The organism is Pantoea sp. CFCC18179 (assembly GCF_059412405.1).
Window position 1 is genome coordinate 520749 of record NZ_JBNBPM010000002.1, and the last position, 24343, is coordinate 545091.

Genomic DNA, 24343 nt, shown 5'->3' on the forward strand with positions numbered 1-24343 from the left:
AATGGCTGAGAATAGTGTTCTGGCGCACCCGCACCATGCAAGACTGAAGTTGCAACGCGTACTGGCGATTATGCCGCCGCTGCTGGTGATTGCGGTGCTGTTCTTCTATCCGTTATTACTGATCGTGCAGCAGGCGTTGCAGGATAACAGCGGGCATTTTGCCTTCACGGCATTCTGGCAGGTGTTGCAATCTCGGCGCTTTGTCAGCGCGTTGCTTAATACCGTGCAAATCGCGCTTTGCACCACGCTCGGTTGCCTGGTGTTGGGTGCGGTGATGTCCTTCATCCTGGTGTTCATTCCGTTCAAAGGCAGCCGATTTATCACCTTAACCATTGACACCTTTATCGCGCTGCCCACCTTTCTGATTACGCTGGCGTTCACCTTCATCTACGGCTCGGCGGGCTTAGTGAATGGCGGATTGATGGCGTTGTTCCCGTTCGAATTGCCGCCGGTGGATTTTCTCTATTCGATGCCCGGCGTGATTCTGGCCGAAATCACCGTGTTCACCCCACTGATCATGCGTCCGTTAATGGCGGCACTGCGTCAGATCGATCGCAGTCAGTTGGAAGCTGCCAGTATTTTAGGTGCCCATCCGACGCGCGTGATTCGTCAGGTGATTTTCCCCGCCGTGTTACCCGCGCTGTTAGCCGGCGGCAGCTTGTGCTTGTTACTGGCGACCAATGAATTTGGCATCGTGCTGTTTATCGGTGCTAAAGGGGTCAATACGCTGCCGATGATGGTCTACAGCAAAGCCATTTTGGAATCGGACTACAGCGCGGCCTGCGCGATTGCGGTGATCAACATTCTGCTGTCGGTCGGCCTGTTCCTGCTGTATCGCTTGGCCGCGTCGCGTGCCAGAATAAGGAGCTAAGCATGTTGATTTGGTCACGCAGCGCGCGCAAGGCGCTCAGTTTGCTCGGCATGATGTTGTTTACGCTGTTTTTCCTGCTGCCCTTATCGGTGATTCTGCTCTCCAGCTTGACGCAACAGTGGAACGGCGTGCTGCCCAGCGGCTTTACCCTCAATCACTTTGTTAACGCTTTCCGCGGTGCGGCCTGGGATTCACTGTTCGCCAGCTTGGTAGTCGGTTTTGCCGCCAGTCTGTTTGCGCTGCTGTGTGGCACTTGGGCAGCGATTGCGCTGCGCCAACAAGCACCACGTTGGCAGAAACGTTTGAATATGCTGTTTTTCCTGCCCAGCGCGGTGCCTTCGGTGTCGGTGGGATTGGGTATTCTGGTGGCGTTCAGCCAAGGGCCCATGCAGATGAACGGTACCTTGCTGATCGTGTTGGTGGCGCACTTTGTGCTGATCTCTGCCGCGACTTTCAGCAACGTTTCTACCGGATTAAGCCGCATTGCGCCGGAGATTGAACATGCGGCGTCCAGTTTGGGTGCCACGCCTTTTTATCGACTCACGCGCATCACCTTGCCGCTGCTGATGCCGTGGATGTTATCGGCATTAGCGCTGAGCTTGTCACTGTCGATGGGCGAATTGGGTGCCACGGTGATGATTTATCCTCCCGGCTGGACGACCTTGCCGGTGACGATTTTCAGCCTGACCGACCGCGGCAGCATTGCGGACGGTTCCGCGCTTACCGTGGTGTTAGTGGTGACGATTATGGGCTTGATGATTAAATTAGAACGGTTGGCGCGGCGTTTAGGTTCGCCGTGAAAGTCACGATTTTGTCATGTTTGCGTAAGATAAATCTTAGTTAAATCAGAAGTGTAAGCGCGGTGTGCAGGAAATTCACACCTCGTTTCACTTCGCCGAATACGGTTGCTTTTTCCACCTGTCTTTCGTCGGTCAAACGGTGCGAGGATAGACATCCCAGAGGTATTGATGGGTGTGAAACAAGCTGCTCCGGCAGTACCCTGTTATTACACCGACCCACGCAGATGCGTGGGTTTTTTTTGCCCAGAATTTACCGCCGCGCGAAATCGTTCACACCTCTTAACCAGGTCTTAACATTTCCCCGGTAACATAAAAATATCTTGCCGTGTAACCTAGCGCTAACGCACCGCGATGCCGCATTCCATTTCGGTTCGCCAGCCCCAAAGCGTGTTGGTAGCACGGCTTTGGGGCGTTTTTATTGCGATTCGTTGAGGCCAACCCCGATGCCAAAAACCAAAGACCGCACGCCAAAAGGTGAAGGCCGCTCCACGGCGTTTCAGTTGCGTATTCATCCTGAATTGCACGATCAACTGCGCGAGTTGACCGAAGACGATAACGTCACGTTGTCGTGCTGGTTAAAGGATCTGGCGCGCCGCGAGTTGCGGCGTCGCGGCATTGAGCCCAAGGGATAACTGTAGGGCCGCCATTTATGGTGACCGTTCCAATGGCCGCACCGTGCATTCTTCGGTCACCATAAATGGCGACCCTACAGATGATGTCTGCAAGAACGTCAGGGCGTCATTTATAGCGGCCCATAAAACCCGCAAAAAGCCAAAAATCCCAACCATTTATGGCACGAAAGGTTTACCATTTTCCTTTGGAAAATATATTTTACGCAACCTTAACAACCCCGCCTTAGCCTCCTCCCTACAATGGCTTTTTAGAGTCATTACATTCGTGACTATTCTCCTCCTATCTTTTAGAGAACAACTATGCGCCTGAAAATTCTTTCTGCCAGCGTGGTGTTTTTACTGGCAGCCTGTGACCAGGGCGGAGCAAAAACCGCCGCATCCGCAACACCGCAAGTTGGCGTGGTAAACCTGAAAGCAGAACCCGTTACGCTTGTCAGCCAATTACCTGGCCGCACCACCGCCGTGCGTACCGCGCAGGTGCGCCCGCAGGTTAGCGGGGTGATTGAAAAGATCCTGTTTACTGAAGGCGGTGAAGTCAAAGCCGGTCAGCCGCTGTACCAGATCGATCCAGCCACCTATAAAGCCGCTTACGACAAAGCGATGGCGACCTGGCAAAACGATGCGATGGTGGCGAAACGCTATCAGCCGCTCGCCGCCGCGCATGCCATCAGCCAGCAAACTTACGATGATGCGATTGCCGCCGAACGTGAAGCACAGGCCGATGTCGAAACCGCCAAGGTCAATCTGGATTACACGCTGGTGAAAGCGCCAATTTCCGGCCACATCAGCCGTTCGCTGTATACCGCCGGTGCGCTGGTTACCAACGGCCAAACCGACTATCTCGCCACCATTACCCAACTCGATCCGATGTATGTCGATGTCAGCGAATCGTCCACCGATCTGCTGCGTCTGCGCCGCGCGCTGGCGGAAGGCAAGATTGCCAAAGTCGCCGACAACACCGCCGCCGTTGGCCTGTCGCTGGAAGATAACAGCCAATACGATCAGCAAGGCAAGCTGGCGTTCTCGGAAGTGAACGTCGATACCGCCACCGGCACCGTGGTGCTGCGCGCGGTGTTCCCGAATCCTAACAATGAGTTGCTGCCCGGCATGTATGTCCACGCCAGCTTCCCGCAGGGCATTCAGCAGCAGGGTATTTTGCTGCCGCAAGAGTCGATCATGCATGACACCAAAGGCCAGCCGTATGTTTACGTGGTGAAAAGTGACAACACCATCGAACAGCGCACTATCCAAACCGGCGAGATGATCAAAGGTGAATGGCTGGTGACCGCAGGCTTGCAGCAAGGGGAAAATGTGGTGGTTAACAACCTGCAAAGCGTGAGCAACGGGGTGAAAGTCACCACCACCGCCGCCAATACCAACGATACGCCATCCGCCAGCGCGGTCAGTCTTTCCATGACCGACGCAGCAGCGCAATAAGGGGGCGGCATGTCGAAGTTTTTTATTGAACGTCCGATATTTGCCTGGGTTATCGCGATTATCGTGATGCTGGTGGGCGCGATTGCCGCCATCAGCTTGCCGGTCAATCAATATCCCAACATCTCCGCGCCAGCGGTATCGATCTCGGTGACGTATCCGGGTGCCAGCGCCGAAACCACGCAAAACACCGTGGTGCAGGTGATCGAGCAACAACTCAACGGGCTTGATGGCTTGCGCTATCTGGAATCCAGCAGCGCCTCGGACGGCAGCGCGCAGATCATCGCCACCTTTAATCAGGGCATCAATCCCGACATCGCTCAGGTGCAGGTGCAGGATCGCGTGTCGCTGGCGGAATCGCAGTTGCCAACCGATGTGACGCAGCAAGGGATTCGCATCCGTAAGTACCAGAAAAACTTCATGATGGTCATCGGGCTGATCTCCAAAGACGGCAAGCTGACCAACGGCGATTTGGCCGATATGCTGGTATCGAAACTGGAAGATCCGATCTCGCGTACGCCGGGTGTCGGTGACTTCATGGTGCTGGGTTCGGAATACGCCATGCGCATCTGGCTCGATCCGGCCAAGCTGTACAAATACAACCTGATGCCGAGCGATGTCACCACCGCGATCGATAACCAGAACGTGCAGGTGTCATCGGGTTCATTGGGCGGTTTGCCGACCATTCAGGGCGCAAAAACCGAGGCCACCATTCTCGGTAAAACCCGTTTCACCACGGTGAAACAGTTTGAAAACGTGCTGCTGAAAGTGAACAGCGACGGTTCGCAGGTACGGTTGAAAGATGTGGCCAGCGTGGCGCTTGGGCCGCAGAGCTACGGCATCGATGCCACCATGAATGGCAAACCGGCGGCGGGGATTGCGCTGCGTCTGGCGACCGGCGCCAATGAGCTGGATACCGCCAAAGCGGTGCGGCAAACCATCGCCGATCTCAAGCAATCGCTGCCGGATAACGTCGAAGTGCAGTATCCGTACGACACCTCGCCGGTGGTCAGCGCATCGATTGAAGAAGTGGTGAAAACGCTGATCGAAGCGGTAGTGCTGGTGTTCTTCGTGATGCTGATCTTCCTGCAAAACCTGCGCGCTACGCTGATCACCACGCTGGTGGTGCCGGTGGTGTTGCTCGGGACCTTTGGCGTGCTGGCGGCGTTTGGCTACAGCATCAACACCTTGACCATGTTCGGCATGGTGCTGGCCATCGGGCTGCTGGTGGATGATGCGATTGTGGTGGTGGAGAACGTCGAGCGTGTGATGCACGAAGAACATCTCGATCCGAAAAGCGCCACCATCAAATCGATGCAGCAGATTCAGGGCGCGCTGTTTGGTATCGCGCTGGTGCTGTCGGCGGTGCTGTTGCCGATGGCGTTCTTCTCCGGCTCGACCGGCGTTATCTATCGCCAATTCTCCATCACCATCGTTTCAGCCATGGCGCTGTCGGTGATCATGGCGCTGATCTTCACGCCTGCACTGTGCGCCACTTTACTGAAACCGGCGGCGGCCGAGCACAAAACCACCGGATTCGCCGGTTGGTTTAACCGCAAGTTCGACAGCGGTGCGATGCATTACACCAACGGCGTCAGCAAAGTGATTTCCCGTCGCGGCCTGTTCTTGGTGATCTACCTGGTGATCGTCGGCGTGACGGGCTTTTTGTTCACCCGCGTGCCCACCACTTTCCTGCCGGGTGAAGATCAGGGCTTAATGATGGTGCAAATGACGCTGCCGGTGAACTCATCGTCGCAGCGTACCCAGCAGGTGATCGACGACCTCAACGCCTATTTGCAGCAGAACGAAGCGTCGGTGGTGACCACCACCTTTGGCGTGGCAGGCTTCAACTTTGCCGGTCGTGGACAGAGCAACGCCATGGCGTTTGTGCGCCTGAAAGATTGGAGCGATCGTACCCACAGCGGGCAAAGCGTGCAGGATCTGGCCAATCGCGTGATGGCGCATTTTGCCCACTATCAGAACGCCAAGATCTTCGCCATGGTGCCGCCTGCGGTAATGGAGCTAGGTAACGCCACCGGCTTCGATCTCTACTTGCAGGACACCGGCGCACACAGCCATCAGCAGATGATGGATGCCGCGCACCAGCTGATTGCGTTAGCCAACAAAGATCCGCATCTGGCGCAGGTGCGTCTCAATGGTCTGGAAGATGAGCCGCAGTATCAGCTGGAGATCAATGACGAGAAGGCCAGCGCGCTCGGCTTAAGCATGACCGATATCAACAACACTTTGTCGGTGGCGTGGGGTTCCAGCTACATCGATCAGTTCATGTATAACGGCCGCGTGAAAGAGGTGTATCTGATGGGCAAAGCGGATTCACGCGTCACGCCATCCGATCTCGACAAATGGTACTTCCGCAACAGCAGCGGCACTATGGTGCCATTCTCCGCCTTTGCTTCCGGCAAATGGGTGTACGGTTCGCCGCACTTCGAGCGCTTTAACGGCTTAACCGCCGAAGAGATCCTCGGATCGCCTGCGCCGGGCCAAAGTACCGGTGAAGCGATGAAAGCAGTGGAGCAGCTGGCGAAGCAGTTGCCAAGCGGCTTCCGTGTGCAGTGGTACGGCATTTCTTATGAGGAACAAGCGTCCGGCAGCCAAACCACGCAGCTGTATCTGATCTCGATTGTGGTGGTGTTCCTGTGTTTGGCAGCGCTGTACGAGAGCTGGTCGATTCCGTTCTCGGTGATCATGGTGGTGCCGCTCGGCATTCTCGGCACCATCAGCGCGGTGTTGCTGCGCGGCTTGCAGAACGATGTGTTCTTCCAGGTGGGGCTGTTAACCACGGTCGGGTTGGCGGCGAAAAACGCCATTTTGATTGTCGAGTTCGCCAAAGAGTTGCATGAGCGCGAAGGTAAAACGCTGGTGGAAGCGGCGGTGGAAGCGGCGCGCTTGCGTATCCGTCCGATCATCATGACCTCGATGGCGTTTATCCTCGGCGTGCTGCCGCTGACCATTTCCAACGGCGCGGGTGCCGGTAGCCAGCACTCGATTGGTACGGCGGTGGCCGGCGGGATGATCACCGCCACCTTCCTCGCCATCTTCTTTGTGCCGATGTTCTACGTGGTGGTTTCGCAGTTCTTTGCGCGCAAGAAAAAGGCAGCAGCAGAGGTAGTGCATGACAGTTAGGCGGTCACCATAAATGGCGACCCTACGTAGGGAGCGCATTTATGCGCTCCTGGCAAACTGCACGGCACTATCCATTGAGGTTATTCATAATGAACAATAAAAATTTCCGTTTGGCGTTGTTGCCGCTGATGCTGGTATTGGCCGGTTGCACCATGGAACCGCATTATCAGCGCCCGGCGATGCCGGTGGATGCCAAATACGATCAGGCGACGCCGGTCGGTAACGTGGCGGATTTGCCGTGGCAGAACTTCTTCACCGATGCCACGCTGCGCAATCTGATCGAGCTGTCGCTCAACAATAACCGTGACCTGCGCGTCGCGGCGTTGAATGTGGAAGAGGCGCGGCAGGGCGTGACGGTGCAGCGTGCGGCGCTGATGCCGTCAATCAACGCTAGCGCCGGGCAAACCTCGGCGCATGAACCGGCCAATCTCTACAACACCAAAACCACCGGCGCGGTGACTTACCACGAACTCAACGCCGGATTAGCCGTCACCTCGTGGGAGCTGGATTTCTTTGGTCGCCTGCAAAGCCTGAGCGATCAGGCGCAGGAAACCTATCTCTCCAGCGCAGCGACCGAACGTGCCACGCGCATTTCGCTGATTTCCGAAGTGGCGACGGCGTGGCTGACGCTGAGCTCGGATAACGATCTGCTGCATCTGGCGCAACACACCGCGCAAAGTCAGCAGGAGTCGTATCGTCTGACCAAAATCAGCTACGACGGCGGCGCCAGCAGCGATCAGGATCTCGCCCAGGCGGAAAGTACCGTGCGGGCAGCGCAGGCGGATGTGGCGAGTTACACGCGCCAGGTGCGTCAGGATGTGGACGCGCTGCGCCTGCTGGTCGGCACGGATTTGCCGGCCACCTTGCTGTCGCACGCCACGCTGGACGCCAACTGGCAATTCCCGCCAACGCCCGCGGGCTTGCCGTCGGATCTGTTGACGCGTCGGCCTGACATCATGGCGGCCGAGCACACGCTGAGAGCGGCGAACGCCAATATTGGCGCGGCGCGCGCGGCGTTCTTCCCAAGTATCACCTTAACCGCCTCCGGCGGCTCGACCAGCAGTTCGCTCGGCAGCTTGCTGGGCGGCGGCACCGGTGCGTGGTCGTTTATGCCATCGATCAATCTGCCGATTTTTGACGGCGGTAAAAACGAGGCCAACCTCAATATCGCGCATATCGAGAAACGCATTGAAATTGCTGACTATGAGAAGGCGATTCAGACCGCGTTCAAAGAGGTGAATGATGCGTTGGCCGGTCAGGATACCTGGCAGGATCAGCTGACGGCGCTGCAACAGGAAGTCGGCGCCAATCAACGCGACTACGATTATTCCGAATTGCGCTTTAAGCAAGGCGTAGACAATTATCTCAATGTGTTAGTGGCCCAGCGATCGCTTTACAGTTCGCAGCAGTCGCTGATCAGCGCACATCTGGGGCAGTTGAGCCAGAAAATCACCCTCTACAAGGCGCTGGGCGGCGGTTGGAAAGCCTGAATGTCTTAACAAAACCCTTACGGTTCGCGTATGGAAATCGTTCGAGCATTAAGCTGATAATGCGCGCAGTGATAGTTTAACCTTGCAATAATCCCCTGTTTTACAGGGGATTTTCCTATTCCTTGCTGACTTGAAGATCCTGATGACACCTAACGCTCCTCGCTCCGCTTTTTCTCGCTGGCTGAAATGGCTGCTTCTGTTGATTGTGCTGTTAATTGTGGCTGGGGTGATCTGGCGCGTGGTTGGCGGTCACGGCGGCATGCCGCCAGGCGGCGAGAAGGGCGGGCGTGGCGGTCATCGTGGTGGCGCAGGCGGCCCGCCGGGCATGGCGATGATGGGCGGCGCAACGCTGGTGCACAGCGGTGTCGCCAGCACCGCCGATGTGCCGGTGTATCTCAATGCGCTGGGTACGGTGATCCCCAATGCCAGCGTGACGGTGACCAGCCGCGTGGCCGGTCAGCTGGAAAAAGTATTCTTCACCGAAGGGCAGAAAGTCAGCGCCGGACAGTTGTTGGCGCAGATCGATCCGCGCAGTTATCAAGCCACGCTGGCGCAGTATCAGGGCGATCTCAATCAGAACCAGGCATTACTGAAAAGCGCGCAGTTAACGCTGGCCCGTTATCAGAAACTGGCGGCGCAGGATTCGTTGTCGCGCCAGGATCTCGACACGCAAACCGCCACTGTCGGCCAATACAAAGGTGCTGTTGCCGCCGATGAAGCGCAAATCGCCAGCGCGAAACTGGATATCGAATATGCGCGCATCACCTCGCCGATCAGCGGACGGGTGGGTTTACGTTTGGTCGATCCCGGCAACATGGTGCAAACCACCGATACCACCGGCATTGTGGTGGTGACGCAGATGCAGCCCGCCGCCGTGACGTTTAGCGTGCCGCAGAGCAATATCCCGCAGCTCACTAAGGCGCTGCACAGCGATCAAAGCCTGCCAGCGGTGGCGTTTGATCAGGACAACAGCACGCAGCTGGCGCAAGGTGCGGTGCAATTCATCAGCAACCAGATTGATACCGCCACCGGCACCATTGAGCTGAAAGCCACGTTCCCTAATCAAGATGAATCGCTGTTTGCCAATCAGTTCGTCAATCTGCGTCTGCAAACCCACATCCTGAAAAATGCCACGGTGATCCCGGCGCAGGCGCTGCAACTCAGCAGCGATGGCAGCTTTGTGTTTGTCATCAATCAGGACAACACCGTAACGCGTAAAGCGGTGACCACCGGGCCAAGCTTCGGTGAAGATCAGCAGGCGATCCTCAAAGGCGTGGAACCGGGCCAACGTTTGGTGACGGAAGGCATCGATCGATTGACCAACGGCAGCAAAGTGCAACTGGCAGATAACAGCAAAACCACCGCGACCGGCGAGGCCAAATGAATCCGTCTCGCCTGTTTATCCAGCGTCCGGTCGCCACCATTTTGTTGATGGTTGGCGTGCTGATTGCCGGGATTTTTGCCTATAAATTTCTCTCGACTTCGGCGCTGCCGCAGGTCGATTATCCGACCATTCAGGTCACTACGCTCTATCCCGGCGCGAGCCCGGATGTGATGGCGTCCTCGGTGACCTCGCCGCTGGAGCGTCAGCTGGGGCAAATGGCCGGCTTGAGCCAAATGACCTCAACCAGCTCTGGCGGATCGTCAATCGTCACCTTGAAGTTCAGCCTCGATCTGTCGCTGGATGTCGCCGAGCAGGAAGTGCAGGCGGCGATCAATGCGGCGAATAATTTGCTGCCGAGCGATCTGCCCAATCCGCCGACCTACAAAAAGGTCAATCCAGCCGATACCGCGGTGATCACTCTGGCGGTGAGTTCCGAGACCTTGCCGCTGACGCAGGTGCAGGATCTGGTGAATACCCGCGTGGCGCTGAAGCTGTCGCAGATCAATGGCGTCGGCATGGTGACGCTGGCGGGCGGTCATCAACCGGCGATTCGCGTGCAGATGGACCCGAAAGCGCTGGCGGCGCACAAGTTGTCGCTGGAAGACGTGAACACGTTGATCGGCAACAGCAACGTCAATGGCTCAAAAGGCGGATTTGATGGTAAATACCATTCGGTGACCATCGACGCCAACGACCAGCTGCGCACCGCCGATGAGTACGGCAATCTGATCGTTACCTACCAAAATGGCGCGGCGTTGCGGTTAAAAGACATCGCGCATATCGAACAAGGGCCGGAGAACAGTTTTCAGTCGGCGTGGGCCAATAATAGCCCGGCGATTGTCATCAGCGTGCAGCGCCAGCCCGGTGCCAACGTGATTCAGGTGGTGGACAGCATCAAAGCGCAGTTGCCGAAATTGCAGGCGGCGCTACCGGATGGCGTGAAGATGAGCGTGTTGTCGGACCGCACCCAAACCATTCGCGCCTCCATCAGCGACGTGCAGTTTGAACTGATGTTGTCGGTGGCGCTGGTGGTGATGGTGACTTTCCTGTTCCTGCGCAACGTGGCAGCGACCTTGATTCCCAGCGTGGCGGTGCCGCTGTCGCTGATTGGCACCTTTGGCGTGATGTATCTGGCCGATTTCAGCTTGAATAACCTGTCGTTGATGGCGCTGACCATCGCCACCGGCTTTGTTATTGATGACGCGATTGTGGTGGTGGAGAACATTTCGCGGCGGCTGGAAGAGGGTGAAACGCCGATGCAGGCGGCACTGAAAGGATCGCAGCAAATCGGCTTTACCATCATCTCGCTGACCTTTTCGTTGATTGCGGTGCTGATTCCGCTGCTGTTTATGGGCGATGTGGTCGGGCGCTTGTTCCGCGAATTTGCCATCACGCTGGCGGTGTCGATTTTGGTGTCGATGCTGGTTTCTCTGACGCTAACGCCAATGCTGTGCGCCTATTTGTTGCAGCACATTCCGCCGGAAAAACAGTCGCGCTTTTCACGTAAAGGCGGCGAGGTGTTCGATAAGTTAGTGCGCGGCTACGACCGTTTGCTCACCGTGGTGCTCAATCATCAGAAACTGACGTTGCTGGTGGCGCTGGCGACCTTTGCGCTCACCGCGCTGCTGTATATCGCCATCCCCAAAGGCTTTTTCCCGACGCAAGATACCGGCCTGATTCAGGGCGTCACCGTGGCCTCGCAGGATGTGTCGTTTAGCGAGATGTCAAAACGCCAGCAGGCGCTGGCGAAAGTGATTTTGCAAAATCCGTCGGTGGAGAGTTTGTCATCGACCATTGGTATCGATGGCAGCAACACCAGCCTGAACAGCGGGCGCATCCAGATCAACCTGAAATCCTTTGACCAGCGCGACGACAAAGCGGATGTGGTGATCAAACAGCTGCAACAGGCGGCAAATCAGGTGGCGGGGATTCAACTCTATCTGCAACCGGCGCAGGATTTGACGGTTAACGATCAGGTTTCGCCGAGCCAGTATCAATTCACGCTTGATGATGCCGACAGCGAAAATCTGGTGAGCTGGACGCCGAAGATTATTGCCGCCTTGCAGCAGCGTCCCGAGTTCAACGGCGTGGTCAGCAACTTACAAGATCAAGGCCGCGTCGCTTACGTCGAGCTCAATCGTGACAAAGCCGCGCGCTACGGCATAACTGCCGCCGACGTCGATACCGCGCTGTATAACAGCTTCGGCCAGCGGCTGGTTTCCACCATCTTTACCCAAGCGAATCAGTATCGCGTGGTGCTGGAAGTCGCGCCGCAATATCAGCAATCGCCCGCGTCGTTTGATGATGTCTATTTGCCGGTCACCAGTGACACTTCATCAACCAGCAGCAGCGATAGCGATAGCAGTACATCGTCTACCAGCGATAGCAGCACATCGACCACCACTGGCATGGTGAAGCTGACTTCCATCGCCACCATTCATCAGCGCACCGGATCGTTGATGCACATGCGCCTGAACCAATTCCCGGCGGTGATGGTGTCGTTCAACCTTAATAGCGGCTATTCACTGGAAGATGGACAGAAAGCCATTGCCGAGGTGACGCAGCAACTCAATCTGCCCTCGAGCATTACCTTGCGTTATCAGGGCGAAACCGCGGCGTTCCAAAGTGCCACCGGCAACACGCTGTGGCTGATTCTGGCGGCGCTGATCACTATGTACGTGGTGCTCGGCATTCTGTATGAAAGCTTTATTCATCCGGTGACCATTCTGTCAACGCTGCCGTCGGCGGCAGTCGGCGCATTGCTGACGCTGCTGCTGGCGGGCAGCGAATTCAGCCTGATCGCGCTGATTGGCGTGATCCTGTTGATCGGTATCGTGAAAAAGAACGCGATTATGATGATCGACTTCGCGCTCGAAGCGGAAAACAAACAGCACATGAGCGCACGTGACGCGATTCATCAAGCCTGCTTACTGCGTTTCCGCCCGATTCTGATGACCACCATGGCGGCGCTGCTCGGCGCGCTGCCGCTGATGCTGGCTTCTGGGTCGGGTGCGGAACTGCGTCAGCCGCTGGGATTGGTGATTGTCGGCGGCTTGATTGTCAGCCAGGTATTAACGTTGTTCTCTACGCCAGTGATTTACCTGTGGTTTGATGCCATCGCGCAGCGCGGCAAGCGTTACGTGCAGCGTAAACAGCAACAGGCGCGAGGCCAGCGATGAACCTGACGCGGCTGTTTATCTTCCGCCCGGTCGCCACGCTGTTGCTGACGCTGGCGATCTTGCTGCTCGGCGCGTTGGGCTATCGGCTGTTGCCGGTCGCGCCGCTGCCGCAGGTGGATTTCCCGACCATTATGGTCAGCGCCAGCTTAGCCGGTGCCAGCCCAGAAACCATGGCGGCGACGGTTGCCACGCCGCTGGAGCGTTCACTCGGGCAAATCGCTGGCGTCACCGAGATGACCTCCAGCAGTTCGCAGGGATCGACCAGCGTCATTTTGCAGTTTGATCTCGATCGCGACATCAACGGCGCGGCGCGCGATGTGCAGGCGGCGATCAATGCCGCACGCAGCTTGCTGCCGAGTGCCATGGAATCGCTGCCGACCTACCGCAAAGCCAATCCATCGGATGCGCCGATTGTGATGCTGGCGCTGACCTCGGCCACGCGCACGCCGGGCGAACTTTACGATCTGGCTGAAAGTAAAATTGAGCAGGCGATGGGGCAGGTGAAAGGCGTCGGCGAAGTGTCACTGATGGGCAGCGCCTTACCGGCGGTGCGCATTGATTTGCAGCCGCTAAAACTGACGCAGTATGGCATCTCGCTGGATACGGTACGTAGCGCCATCGCCAACAGCACCACCAACAAACCCAAAGGCATTTTGCAGGGCAGCAGCCAATCGTGGGTGGTGGACAGCAACGGCCAGTTAGATAAAGCCGCGCAGTATCAGGACATCATCGTCAGCTATAAAGATGGCAAAGCCGTGCGGCTGCATGATGTCGCTACCGTGTATGACTCGGTGGAAGATCAGTATCAGGCTGGTTTCCTCAATTCGATGCCGTCGGTGATGGTGGGGATCAAGCGCCAGGCCGGTGCCAATATGCTCGACACCATTGATGCGGTGAAAGCGCAGTTACCGGCATTGGAAAAAGATCTGCCCGCCGATACCCAGCTTAAAGTGGTGGTTGATCGTTCGCCGACGGTGCGCGCTTCGCTGTACGACACCGAAGAGACGTTACTGGTGGCGATGCTGCTGGTGATCGCCGTGGTGTTTGTCTTCCTGCGCAACCTGCAAGCGGTGGTGATCCCGGCGTTGGCGCTGCCGGTTTCGCTAATCGGCACCTGCGCGGTGATGTACTTGCTCGGTTACAGCCTTGATAACCTGTCGCTGATGGCGCTGATTATCGCCACCGGTTTTGTCGTCGATGACGCGATTGTGGTGCTGGAAAACATCACGCGCCATATCGAAGAGGGCTTAAGTCCGCTGCGTGCGGCGCTGCGTGGCGCGCAGGAAGTGAGTTTCACCGTACTATCAATGACCATGTCGCTGATTGCGGTGTTCATCCCGATTTTGCTGATGGGCAGCATCGTCGGGCGCTTGTTCCGCGAATTTGCCGTCACGCTGACCATTTCGCTGTTGATCTCGATGTTTGTGTCGCTCAGCCTGACGCCGATGCTGTGCGCGCGTTTACTCAAGCCGAAAGCCAAAGTCACCAAGCGGCCGCATCCGCTGTATCAATTTATCGAAAACCAACTTAACGCGCTGCTGGCGGCCTACGCACGCGCTCTGGCGTGGGTGATGGCTCACCAAAAGCTCACCCTGTTCAGTTTGGTGCTGACGGTGTTGCTCAACCTATTCCTGTTTTCGGTGGTGCAAAAAGGCTTCTTCCCCAATCAGGATACCGGCCTGCTGATGGGCGCGTTGCGCGCCGATCAGAACATCTCGTTCCAGGCGATGAAGCCGAAAATGCTGCAATTCACCAAAATCATTCAGTCCGATCCGGCGGTGGAAAGCGTGATGTCATCGATGGGCAGCGGCATGTTTGGCTCGCGTAACAGCGCCAACTTCTTTGTGCGCCTGAAAGATTTTGACCAGCGCGATGCTACCGCCACCGAAGTGGCGAATCGCCTGAGTGTGAAAACCAGCCATATCGCCGGTGCGCAGATGTTCCTGATGGCGGCGCAGGATCTGCACATCGGCGGGCGCAGCGCCAACGCCACGTATCAATACAGTTTGCAGGCGGACGATCTTGATGTGCTGCGTGAGTGGACGCCGAAAGTACAGGCGGCGCTGGCGGCGATCCCGCAATTGAACAGCGTCGATTCCGATTCACAAACCGGCGGCCAGGAAGTGGTGATCAACATTGATCGCGATCGCGCGAAACGGCTCGGCGTGAATGTGCAGATGCTCGATACCATGCTGAATAACGCCTTCAGCCAGCGTCAGGTTGCCACGCTGTATCACACGCTCAATCAGTATCATGTGGTGATGTCATTGCAGGGCAGCTACACGCGCGATCCGGCTATTTTGCAGCAGCTGTATGTGATTAACGACAGCGGCGATCGTGTGCCGCTGGCCGCTTTCGCCAGCTTTAAAGGCGGCAACGCGCCGCTGTCGGTGGCGCATCAGGGCCAATCGGCGACCAGCACCATTGCCTTCAACCTCAATGATGGCGTGTCGCTGGAGCAGGCGCAGGCGCTGATTAAACAGGCGATGGCGCAGCTCGGTTTGCCATCCACCATTCAGGCCGGTTTTGCCGGCACCGCAGCGGCGTTTGCCCAGCTTACGGCGACCATGCCGTGGTTGATTATCGCCGCGCTGGCGGCGGTGTATATCGTGCTCGGCGTGCTGTATGAGAGCTACATTCATCCGATCACTATCCTTTCGACGCTGCCGTCGGCGGGCGTCGGCGCGCTGTTGCTGTTGTTGCTCACCAACACGCAGCTCACGGTGATCGCGCTGATCGGCATCATTCTGCTGATTGGCATCGTGAAGAAGAACGCCATCATGATGATCGACTTTGCCATCCATGCCGAACGCAGCAAAGGCATGACGCCGCAGCAGGCGATCACCCAAGCCTGCTTGATGCGCTTCCGCCCGATCATGATGACTACGCTGGCGGCGTTCTTCGGCGCGCTGCCATTGGCGCTGGGCAGCGGCGGCGATGCCGATCTGCGCAGCCCGCTTGGCTTGGCGATTGCCGGTGGTTTGGCGCTGAGCCAGCTGTTAACGCTATTTACTACGCCGGTGGTTTATCTCTGGCTCGATCGTTTAAGCCGCGCCACACGCCGTCAGTGGCAGCGGTTGCGTCATGTGGAATCCTGATTGATGAAAATGTCTGTGAAAATAACCCCGCTTTTGGTCGCCATGCTGTTGGCGGGTTGTGCGGTTGGCCCGGATTATCAGCGCCCAAACGTGGCGATGCCGACCCATTTTAAAGAGGCCAAAGGCTGGACGCAGGCCACGCCGCAGGATGCACAAAGCAAAGGGGATTGGTGGTCGGTGTACCACGATGCCACGCTGGATAGCTTGCTGAAGCAGGTCAGCATTTCTAATCAGAACGTCGCCAATTATGCCGCGCAATATCGTCAAGCGCAGGCGCTGGCGGGACAATCGCGTGCCGAGTTGTTCCCTACTATCGGCTATGACGCCAGCAGCACGCGCAGCGGCAGCCGCGCCAGCACCAGCGGACAGCGCAGCGTCAGCAACAGCCACGCCGCCGATCTCAGCGCCAGCTGGGAACTGGATTTGTGGGGCAAATTGCGTCGTACTCTGGAAGAGAACAACGCCAGCGCGGAGGCCAGCAAAGCCGAGTTGGCCAACATCACCTTGAGCGCGCAATCGGAACTGGCGCAGGACTATTTCCAGACGCGCATCATCGACGAGAAAATCGCGCTGTATCAACGCAGCATTGACGCCTATCAGCGCTATTTAACCGTGATTCAAAACAAATATTCGGCGGGCAGCGAATCGCGCGCCACCTTAGCGCAGGCGCAAATGCAGTTGGAAAGCGCCCGCGCCTCAGCGCAGGATTATCAGTGGCAGCGCGCGCAGTTGGAGCATGCGATTGCGCTGCTGCTGGGCCGCGCACCGGCTGATTTCAGCTTGCCGGTGGCGAAACTGGATGCTGCATTACCGACGATCCCGCACAGCGTGCCATCGCAGCTATTGCAGCGCCGTCCAGATATCGCCTACGCCGAGCGCAACGTCGCGGCGGCCAATGCGGCGGTTGGCGTGGCGATTGCCGGTTACTATCCGGATTTAACCCTCAGCGCCAGCGGTGGCGTCAGTTCATCGGCGATCAACAGCCTGTTCTCACTGCCTAATCGCGTGTGGTCATTGGGGCCAGAACTCAGCGGCACGTTGTTGGATTTCGGCGCCACCTCGTCCAAGGTTGAGCAAGCGCGTGCGGCTTATGATGCCAGCGTTGCCAGTTATCGTCAGGCGGTGCTCACCGGCATGGGCGAAGTGGAAGATTATCTGGTGCAGCTCAACACCTTACAGGGCGAAATCGCCTCGCAGCAGGCCGCGACCGATGCCGCGCAGGAATCGGCGCGCGTGACGCGTAATCAGTATGACGCCGGGATGATTGATTATCTCGATGTCGCGACGACGGAGAACAGCAGCCTGAGCGCGCAGCAGAGTTTGTTGTCGTTGCAGAGCACGCAATGGGTGAGCAGCGTGGCGCTGATCGCTGCGTTGGGCGGCGGTTGGCAAGCTGATGCTACAAACGCGCCACCAAACACGTCAGGCGATGGAATTCGCCAATCGCCAGCGGCGGCAAGCGGCGGGTAAGCGCGCTTTGCACCAGCGGTAAGCGGGTGCTGAGTTCGCGATAACGCAGCTCGCCGCTTTCGGTTAAAGATAAAAGCGAGCGGCGAGCATCATTGGGATCGCGGGGATCGCGCATCATGCGGGTACGCACCATGCGCATCACCATGCGTACCGCATTGCTCTCTTCAATGGATGCCACCTGCGCGGCAGTGCGAATATCAATGCCCGGCGTGTTAGCCACCACTTCCATCAAGCTGAACAGCGAAGCGCTGATCGCATCATCAACATGTTCGCGCCACAAGCGACGATATTGACGACAGGCTTCACGCAAATAGAACCAGGGATAATGCGTTAACGGGCGAATGATAGGATTGATTACCATGTCGTGCGCCGGGAAGATAGGTTCATCAACCATCATCGCCCAGCTTTGCACCAGCGCCGCCTGCTCCGAGGCGTTGAGCGGCGACATCAGCAAATTATCGACGGTATCCACCAGCGCGGCCATCTCTTCCAACAACGCTTCGGCCTGCGGCAAAAGAAACAGCATTGAGCGGCGAGAATCTTTGGGATCTTTGCGGCGTTCAACCAGCTGTTGTTCAATCAAGCGGTTGAGCATCGGCCCCATTGAGGCGCGATCCACGCCGACGCTGTCAGCCAATTCATAGTGACCAATTCCCGGGCGATACAACAAGCCATTGAGCGCCAGGAATTGCGGTTGGGTGAAGCGTGTGTTGATGGTGCTACGCCATTGGGCACTGCTGACTTGATCGGCGGTGGCAAGCGCAAAGCCAGAGCTGGTCAGCATGGTTGCAGGTTTATTCATAGCTATGATGCAGCACCATCTTGCGTAACATCCCTTAGATGTCGGTCTGATTTCTCGCGGTGAAGTTTTCAATCACATTACGCAGCAGCTGCGCCACGTTGTTCTCGCCACCGTTCACCGGCACGGCGCCAGTAAAGATAATCGAGCCGACTGAAAATACCGCACCGCCTGAGCTGTGTTCGACTAACACCATGTCGGAACGCACGTCGCGATTATATCTTGCGTTAAGTTTGTTCGAAACCGTTGTGACGTCTTCTGGAACAGGCACATACCATTCGCTATGCGGTTCGGACGAAGCCAGAATAATCGCGTGATCGGGCGTACCAAAACGGCTATCGGCACGATCAATTTCATCGCCGCTGGTGCCGTTCATGATCAAGCCAAAGTCGCCAATCACTTCTTCTTCAATGCCAGCAAACACCCAAGCCGCATCCGGTTGATAAGAGCGCTCGCTGCGACGATAGCCCGGCGCTTTATTATCCCAACCGTGCGCGCCCATGCCGACACCAAATAAACGATGTGCACTGCGACCGCGACTGCGCCAGATGCCGCCCAGTTCACCGGTGCTGGCGTGATAACGTTCGCCGGGATCGGCGTCCCAATGACGTAATCCTTCCGATTTGCGCACTTCCAGCAGATGCGGCAAATCGTCGAATGGCGTGGTCACCCAATAAAAACCGTCGCCGCCAAGGTACATTAAGCCGCCACCTTGCGCGACATGCTGTTCGTAGGCGTCGAGCATTTGGCCGCTGTAATATTCCGGGTGGCTGCCGGTAATCACCGTTTGATAAGGCTGCAACAGAGTGGCGTGATCCGCGTGCAAATCGTGCTCACTCACCACGTCAAAATCTACGCCCATTTGATGCAGTAACCACACCATGTAGAGGTCGGCTGAGAAGCGACGCGGCGCGTGGAAGCCCCAAAAGCGATAGTTAGGCCGCATATTAGGGATCGGGCGCAGTGAGCTGGAGTAAGCAACTCCCGAACCATCGTTGTGCAGATCGTAATGGCTTTTCCCCCACTCTTGATGAATTGCTACCAGATCTTCCCAATCGCCGGTTTGTACCGGAATTTCACTGCCTTGTTCGAAGTCACCTTCGGTTAAATGCTCATTGGCGTATGCGATGTAGGTGTAAGTGGCCATCACCATGGCGATTTTTGCTGGTTGCTGCTGGGCCGATGGGCGAACGATCAGCGGAATAAAATCCTCTTTCAGCCCGGCAGCACGTAAGCGCACGGCATAAACGCCACTTTTCAAACCGGCATGCACCGTTAATCGCGTCGCTACCGGCCAACAGGCATCGGCCAAATCATCATCATGAAAATGCACAGCGTCATACTGTTGCGGCGCTTGTTTCCAGTCATGTTCGGCATTGCTCCAGTTTGGGCCGGTCATCGCGCGCGTTGGGGCATTAATTAAGCGCAGATGATAGCCATGCTCGCCAGTATCCGGGATCTGCTGACTTTGCATCTGCTGCTCCGCCGCCCACCTCGCCACTGGGTGTTGCTCCAGCGCCAGAGTCAATTGCGCCAGTTTGCCGTTGTAGACGTTGCGCGCAAAACGTTGTGTGCCGAGATCATCAACCTGGGTGGTGGCAATCAACAAGGTGGAGTGAGAGGGCAAGGTGACGCCGCTTTCGCTATTATAGGTCTTGCAGAATGACTCAGTTTTGAGCTGCAAGGTGCAATTTTGTGGCGATAGCGTAACGCTCACCTGCGCCCATTGGCGGGATTTCAATGCGTCACTTTTCAGTAAACATTGCTGCTGGTAGCGCAACTGTAAACAGCCTTGCGTATCCAGAATTAGCGTAATTCCGGCATCCGGCAGTGCCAGAATCCCTTGCTCGGCGTGATGTGGCAGCAAGGTCGGCCATAGAGCCACATTCCAGTTAAGATTTGCCGCCAGTTGCAGCGGTTTGATGCTTTCACCCCAGGATCCGATTGGCGTCTGCTGCGGTTGTGCGCTAACCGATTGAGGCGCGACTTCAGCAAGCGGCTGAAAAATAAAGCCGGGGCCGGCGGGATTATCATCGCCGTGGATCAGGCGAACCAGGTCAACATTCACTTCGGCAACGCTGCTGCTGATCATCACGTCCACACTGTCGCCTGCGCGGCAGTTGAGGGTAGAAAGGTAGCCAATGAGCATGCTCGTTTCCTCTTATTTTGATTTATGGATGTAGTAACGCGCGGCTTCTAATGCAGCTGCCATCACCAATACGCCGCCGGTGATAATGCCGCTGAGTTCGGTGCCGATATCCAGGAGAATCAAGCCATTGCGCAATGTTCCAATCAGCCAAACGCCGACTAATACTCGCCAGATGCTGCCTTTGCCGCCGGTAAAGGGCACGCCGCCGAGCAACACCGCAGTAAGGATGATCACCTCAAAACCGTCACCTAAGGTGCCTGAAGGGGCGCTGTTTAAACGGGCAATTTGCAGCAAACCGGCAATGCCAACCGCTAAACCTGTCAGTACATACAACGCGGTGGTGACCAGACGCACGCGGATGCCGATCAGAAACGCGGCGCGCGCATTCACGCCAATCGCAATGATCTGACGACCTACCGGAAAACAGCTGGTGGCGATGATGCTGATAACGCACACCAGCGCAGCAATCCACACCAGGTTTGGCACGCCGAGGGTGCTATCCGAGCCAAAATTGGCAAACGCATCGGGAAAGCCGTAAATCGATCCCTGGCCGAGATATTGTGCCAGACCGCGCGCGGCGGCGAGTCCGCCGAGTGTGACCACAATCGGGGAAAAGGAGAGCATGCCAATCAGCACACCGTTGACCAGTCCAGCCGCTACACCCACCGCTAATCCCACCATAATGCCAGGCACCAATCCCCAGGCGTTTAGCGCTAAACCAGCTGAAACACCGACCAGCGCCAGTACCGATCCCACCGAAAGATCGACATAACCGGCCATCATGAGCATGGCGAAAACCGCCGCCACGATGAAGGTGGGGGCGTTCTGCGTGGCGATTGACAGCAGATTATCCAGAGTGAAAAACACCGGCGTATGCCAGGCAAACCAGATCATCAGGGCGATGGTGGCCACCGGTAATATCCAGCGCGTAATGGCTAAACCAATTTTTTTTCGTTGCCCAGAGGCGGAAACGGCAGAGTGCTTGCGCGTCATGTCTGAGGCGGTTTTAATTGTGTCTGACATACTTTTTGCCTTTTACAGGTAATCAAGGTCGGGTTAGCCATGCGCTAGCGCGATGAGCTTCTCTTCACCAATGTCGGGTTCAACAATGCTGGCGACTTCCCCCTCAACCAGCACGATAACGCGGGTCGCCAATGCCACTATTTCTTCCGGATCGCTGGAGGCAAACATCACCGCGTGATGCGGTTGGGCAGCGTAATCACGGATCAGGTCATACAGATCCTGGCGTGCGCCAACATCCACCCCTTGCGTGGGTTCATCCAGCAGCAACAGATGGCTTTGATCGATGCCGGTCATCCAGCGGCCAACCATCAATTTCTGCGCATTGCCTCCGGAAAAACTGGCTCCTTCACGTTCAGGATCAACCGGTTTCAATCCCACGCGTTGGGCCAGTTGCTGGAAAATGGTTTTCTCTTTTTTGGCTGAACGCCAAAGCCACGATAAACGGCTGTAATGCGGCAGCAGCAAATTCTCTTTGGCGCTCATGCTGCCAAACAGTGCCTGCTCTTTGCGGTCGGAAGGTACCAGCACAATGCCTTGCTGACGTGCTTTTTGCGGCGTGCGGGCGCGTAAGTTATGGCTGCCGAAACGCAGTCGTCCGCTGCTGCGTTTGACGCCCGCCAGACCTTCGAGCAAATCAGTGCGCCCTGAACCCAGCAGGCCAAATACGCCAATGATTTCACCTTCATGCAGCGTGAGATTCACCGGCCCGGTCCAGCTTGAGCGGTAATCCTCTAAATGAATTAATGACGAGGTGAAGGTCTTCGGCAGCGTATTCCGCGCGGCGGCACTTTCTGGCGAAATGGCGTGAACTAAATCACTGAGATTCAGGGCATCGATCTCTTTCGTCCACAGCACGTTGCCATCGCGCAATACCGTGACTTTGTCCGCCACTTCCAACACTTCACGCAGCAGATGCGTGACATAGATGACGATCAGGCCATGCTCTTGCGCCAGACGTCGCACCAGTTCCAGCAGGGCGGTGACTTCGTTATCGCTTAGCGCGGCGGTCGGTTCATCCAGAATCAGTACCTTAGGTTCTTTCAGCAACGCGCGCGCAATTTCAACGGTTTGTTGCTCGCCGACGCTGAGATCGTCCACCGGACGCGCAGGATCGATCTCCACGCCGAGTGATTCCAGCAGTTCGCGGCTGCGCTGTTTCTGCGCCCGTTGCTGCGTCGTCCCGACTGCGCTGGTCAGCTCATTAACCAGGAAAATGTTGTCGCTGACGCTGAGCGGACCAATCAGTTGAAAGTGTTGATAAATGCTGGCGATGCCGGCTTCAAATGCCGAGGTTGGTGTGAACGATTTGTAGACGTTTTCGCCAATGGTAATGTCGCCAGAATCGGGCGTGGTGGCCCCACTCAAACAGCCTAAAAGGGTGGATTTGCCGGCCCCATTGGGGCCGAGCAGCGCGTGGACTTCACCCGCTTTAAATTCCAGATTAACCCCTTTCAGAACGGCCTGAGCATCAAAGGACTTGCGAATATCACTGACAATCAGCCCTTTCGACGTGAGATTAATGCTCATAATGGCTCCTAGTACTGCGCAATCAGAGCATCAAGTCGTTGAGGATTACGTAAGGTGCCCAACTCGACCGGCGTTTCATAATTGGTGCTGCCTTTGCCGGTGATGGCGGCCAGCGAGTTCTCAATGATGGAACGCGCTAAGTCGTCCAATAAGATGGCCGCGGAGGCGCGATAAGCCCCGCCTTGTTTGACGGCTTGTAGGCCCTCAACGGTGCCATCCTGACCGGCAATATAGGCGTCTTCAGGTTTAATTCCGGCATTCTTAAAGGCGCGCAGCGCACCCAGTGCAGCATCATCGTTGATGCCAATAAAGACGCGTAAATCAGGATGTTGGCGCAGGCTGTCTTCGGCAATTTGCAGACCACAGGCTTGGGTCGCGCAATCCTGCTGTGATACTACCGGCAGGTTGGCGGCTTTAAACTGTTTCAGCGGTTCATCCCAACGACCCGCAAACCCTTTCAGCGGGGTGAGTGTGGTGACGGCGGCGCTGACTTTCCCATCTGGATAACGCTGTTTCACCCAGTTCAAGGCATCTTTTGCCACTAAGTCGCCGCTTTGTACGTTATCGAAACCGACCGAGCCGTCAGCACCTGGCGTTGCACCCGCGTAGGTCAGCCACTTGATACCTTTTTTCTGTGCTTGTTTGCGCAAACCATCAAGTGCGGTGGCTTCAACCGGTAAGACAACAATCGCATCGACCCGGCGCGTCACCCAGCTTTCCAACGTTGAACGCTGCGATTCCAGATTGCTCTGTTGAGTGTTATCCAGCAGAACTTTAACGCAGCCGTTTTTCTCGCCAGCAGCGGCAACTTTTTTCTTCAGTGCAATAGCAAATTGGGATTCACCGACCGGATGGCTGAAGCCGATGGTGTAGGTTTTGGCGCAGGTGGTGCTTTCTGCTGCCGCGCTGAGACTGCTGTATCCCATTCCCGCAGTGAGTAACAACAACGAGCTGGCTATTCCCCGAAAAGAAACTGGTGTTGGCATGTTCATACTCCAAAGCGTCATTTTTATTGTGAACAGAAGGCGGCTCATGCTGCCCGGTCAACTCAAGCTAAACTAGAACGTGTAGCATGTAAATGGAGTGGTTTTTGAGCGCTTTGGTAAAGGTGTGAAGGGAGGATTTAATTATTATTCTTTTTATTTAATGTGAATTGGTTGTTTGTTTTTTATAAATTGCATTTTATGGGTTTTTATTTTTATGTGGATGCTGTGTTTGGAATGCAGAAGTATGTCAGACGTTTTGTTGTATAAGAAAAAGCGTTAAAGCTGAGGATCAGTCATGTGAGGACGGATTGCAGGTTATAGAAAAGGCGCAATAGATCGTCATGGGTAAAATTACTT

Annotated in this window: 14 protein-coding genes and 1 pseudogene; 10 read left to right on the forward strand and 5 right to left on the reverse strand. The window is 56.4% G+C overall.

Annotated elements, in window-relative coordinates; all coding sequences use genetic code 11:
• The first annotated feature begins 1 nt into the window (after position 1).
• The 10 genes and pseudogenes from ACPUC7_RS06955 to ACPUC7_RS07000 all read left to right on the forward strand — a co-directional run.
• Positions 2-871, forward strand: a complete 870-nt coding sequence (locus tag ACPUC7_RS06955; RefSeq protein ID WP_494922294.1) for a 2-aminoethylphosphonate ABC transporter permease subunit — start codon at positions 2-4, stop codon at positions 869-871.
• 2 nt (positions 872-873) lie between these two features.
• Complete coding sequence (locus tag ACPUC7_RS06960) at positions 874-1671, forward strand: ABC transporter permease subunit (RefSeq protein WP_343552388.1); 798 nt, start codon at positions 874-876, stop codon at positions 1669-1671.
• A 443-nt stretch (positions 1672-2114) separates the two neighbouring features.
• Entirely contained in the window at positions 2115-2303 is a 189-nt protein-coding gene (locus ACPUC7_RS06965; RefSeq protein ID WP_343552387.1) for a YlcI/YnfO family protein, read from the forward strand.
• A gap of 300 nt (positions 2304-2603) precedes the next feature.
• On the forward strand, positions 2604-3740 hold the full coding sequence (locus ACPUC7_RS06970) for an efflux RND transporter periplasmic adaptor subunit (RefSeq protein ID WP_494922295.1): 1137 nt from the start codon (positions 2604-2606) through the stop codon (positions 3738-3740).
• Between the two features lie 9 nt (positions 3741-3749).
• Entirely contained in the window at positions 3750-6881 is a 3132-nt protein-coding gene (locus ACPUC7_RS06975) for an efflux RND transporter permease subunit (protein WP_494922296.1), read from the forward strand.
• 89 nt (positions 6882-6970) lie between these two features.
• The gene (locus ACPUC7_RS06980) at positions 6971-8371 is read left to right on the forward strand and encodes an efflux transporter outer membrane subunit (RefSeq protein WP_494922297.1); all 1401 of its coding nucleotides are present in this window, start codon (positions 6971-6973) and stop codon (positions 8369-8371) included.
• 142 nt (positions 8372-8513) lie between these two features.
• Positions 8514-9755: an MdtA/MuxA family multidrug efflux RND transporter periplasmic adaptor subunit gene (locus ACPUC7_RS06985; RefSeq protein WP_494922298.1), complete on the forward strand. Its 1242-nt coding sequence runs from the start codon at positions 8514-8516 to the stop codon at positions 9753-9755.
• Positions 9752-12934 (forward strand): multidrug efflux RND transporter permease subunit, encoded by a 3183-nt coding sequence (locus tag ACPUC7_RS06990; RefSeq protein WP_494922299.1) that lies wholly within the window; start codon positions 9752-9754, stop codon positions 12932-12934. Before ACPUC7_RS06985 ends, ACPUC7_RS06990 begins: the two co-directional genes overlap by 4 nt.
• Positions 12931-16032, forward strand: coding sequence for an efflux RND transporter permease subunit (locus ACPUC7_RS06995; RefSeq protein ID WP_494922300.1), 3102 nt, complete (start codon positions 12931-12933; stop codon positions 16030-16032). The genes ACPUC7_RS06990 and ACPUC7_RS06995 overlap by 4 nt, the downstream gene beginning before the upstream one ends.
• Before the next feature lie 3 nt (positions 16033-16035).
• A pseudogene (locus ACPUC7_RS07000) lies at positions 16036-17427 on the forward strand (efflux transporter outer membrane subunit); the annotation flags it as partial.
• Between the two features lie 4 nt (positions 17428-17431).
• On the opposite strand, the gene ACPUC7_RS07005 reads toward ACPUC7_RS07000, so the two are convergent.
• Genes ACPUC7_RS07005 through ACPUC7_RS07025 form a run of 5 tightly spaced genes read right to left on the reverse strand, consistent with a single transcriptional unit; the run spans position 17432 to position 23986 of the window.
• Positions 17432-18304 carry a MarR family transcriptional regulator gene (locus ACPUC7_RS07005; protein WP_494922301.1) on the reverse strand — a complete coding sequence of 291 codons (873 nt, stop codon included), beginning with the start codon at positions 18302-18304 and terminating at the stop codon, positions 17432-17434.
• A 34-nt stretch (positions 18305-18338) separates the two neighbouring features.
• Positions 18339-20450 carry a N,N-dimethylformamidase beta subunit family domain-containing protein gene (locus ACPUC7_RS07010; protein ID WP_494922302.1) on the reverse strand — a complete coding sequence of 704 codons (2112 nt, stop codon included), beginning with the start codon at positions 20448-20450 and terminating at the stop codon, positions 18339-18341.
• Between the two features lie 12 nt (positions 20451-20462).
• Entirely contained in the window at positions 20463-21473 is a 1011-nt protein-coding gene (locus tag ACPUC7_RS07015; RefSeq protein ID WP_494922303.1) for an ABC transporter permease, read from the reverse strand.
• A 33-nt stretch (positions 21474-21506) separates the two neighbouring features.
• On the reverse strand, positions 21507-23000 hold the full coding sequence (locus ACPUC7_RS07020) for a sugar ABC transporter ATP-binding protein (protein WP_494922304.1): 1494 nt from the start codon (positions 22998-23000) through the stop codon (positions 21507-21509).
• An 8-nt stretch (positions 23001-23008) separates the two neighbouring features.
• On the reverse strand, positions 23009-23986 hold the full coding sequence (locus ACPUC7_RS07025) for a sugar ABC transporter substrate-binding protein (protein WP_343552375.1): 978 nt from the start codon (positions 23984-23986) through the stop codon (positions 23009-23011).
• Between the last annotated feature and the right edge of the window lie 357 nt (positions 23987-24343).

What these genes read in the sequence shown, in the direction of transcription:
- ACPUC7_RS07020 (WP_494922304.1), bottom strand. Translation starts at nt 23,000, where the DNA reads ATGAGCATTAATCTCACGTCGAAAGGGCTGATTGTCAGTGATATTCGC.
- ACPUC7_RS07010 (WP_494922302.1), bottom strand. Translation starts at nt 20,450, where the DNA reads ATGCTCATTGGCTACCTTTCTACCCTCAACTGCCGCGCAGGCGACAGT.
- ACPUC7_RS06955 (WP_494922294.1), top strand. Translation starts at nt 2, where the DNA reads ATGGCTGAGAATAGTGTTCTGGCGCACCCGCACCATGCAAGACTGAAG.
- ACPUC7_RS07015 (WP_494922303.1), bottom strand. Translation starts at nt 21,473, where the DNA reads ATGTCAGACACAATTAAAACCGCCTCAGACATGACGCGCAAGCACTCT.
- ACPUC7_RS06960 (WP_343552388.1), top strand. Translation starts at nt 874, where the DNA reads ATGTTGATTTGGTCACGCAGCGCGCGCAAGGCGCTCAGTTTGCTCGGC.
- ACPUC7_RS06965 (WP_343552387.1), top strand. Translation starts at nt 2,115, where the DNA reads ATGCCAAAAACCAAAGACCGCACGCCAAAAGGTGAAGGCCGCTCCACG.
- ACPUC7_RS07005 (WP_494922301.1), bottom strand. Translation starts at nt 18,304, where the DNA reads ATGAATAAACCTGCAACCATGCTGACCAGCTCTGGCTTTGCGCTTGCC.
- ACPUC7_RS06975 (WP_494922296.1), top strand. Translation starts at nt 3,750, where the DNA reads ATGTCGAAGTTTTTTATTGAACGTCCGATATTTGCCTGGGTTATCGCG.
- ACPUC7_RS06980 (WP_494922297.1), top strand. Translation starts at nt 6,971, where the DNA reads ATGAACAATAAAAATTTCCGTTTGGCGTTGTTGCCGCTGATGCTGGTA.
- ACPUC7_RS06985 (WP_494922298.1), top strand. Translation starts at nt 8,514, where the DNA reads ATGACACCTAACGCTCCTCGCTCCGCTTTTTCTCGCTGGCTGAAATGG.
- ACPUC7_RS06990 (WP_494922299.1), top strand. Translation starts at nt 9,752, where the DNA reads ATGAATCCGTCTCGCCTGTTTATCCAGCGTCCGGTCGCCACCATTTTG.
- ACPUC7_RS06995 (WP_494922300.1), top strand. Translation starts at nt 12,931, where the DNA reads ATGAACCTGACGCGGCTGTTTATCTTCCGCCCGGTCGCCACGCTGTTG.
- ACPUC7_RS06970 (WP_494922295.1), top strand. Translation starts at nt 2,604, where the DNA reads ATGCGCCTGAAAATTCTTTCTGCCAGCGTGGTGTTTTTACTGGCAGCC.
- ACPUC7_RS07025 (WP_343552375.1), bottom strand. Translation starts at nt 23,986, where the DNA reads ATGCCAACACCAGTTTCTTTTCGGGGAATAGCCAGCTCGTTGTTGTTA.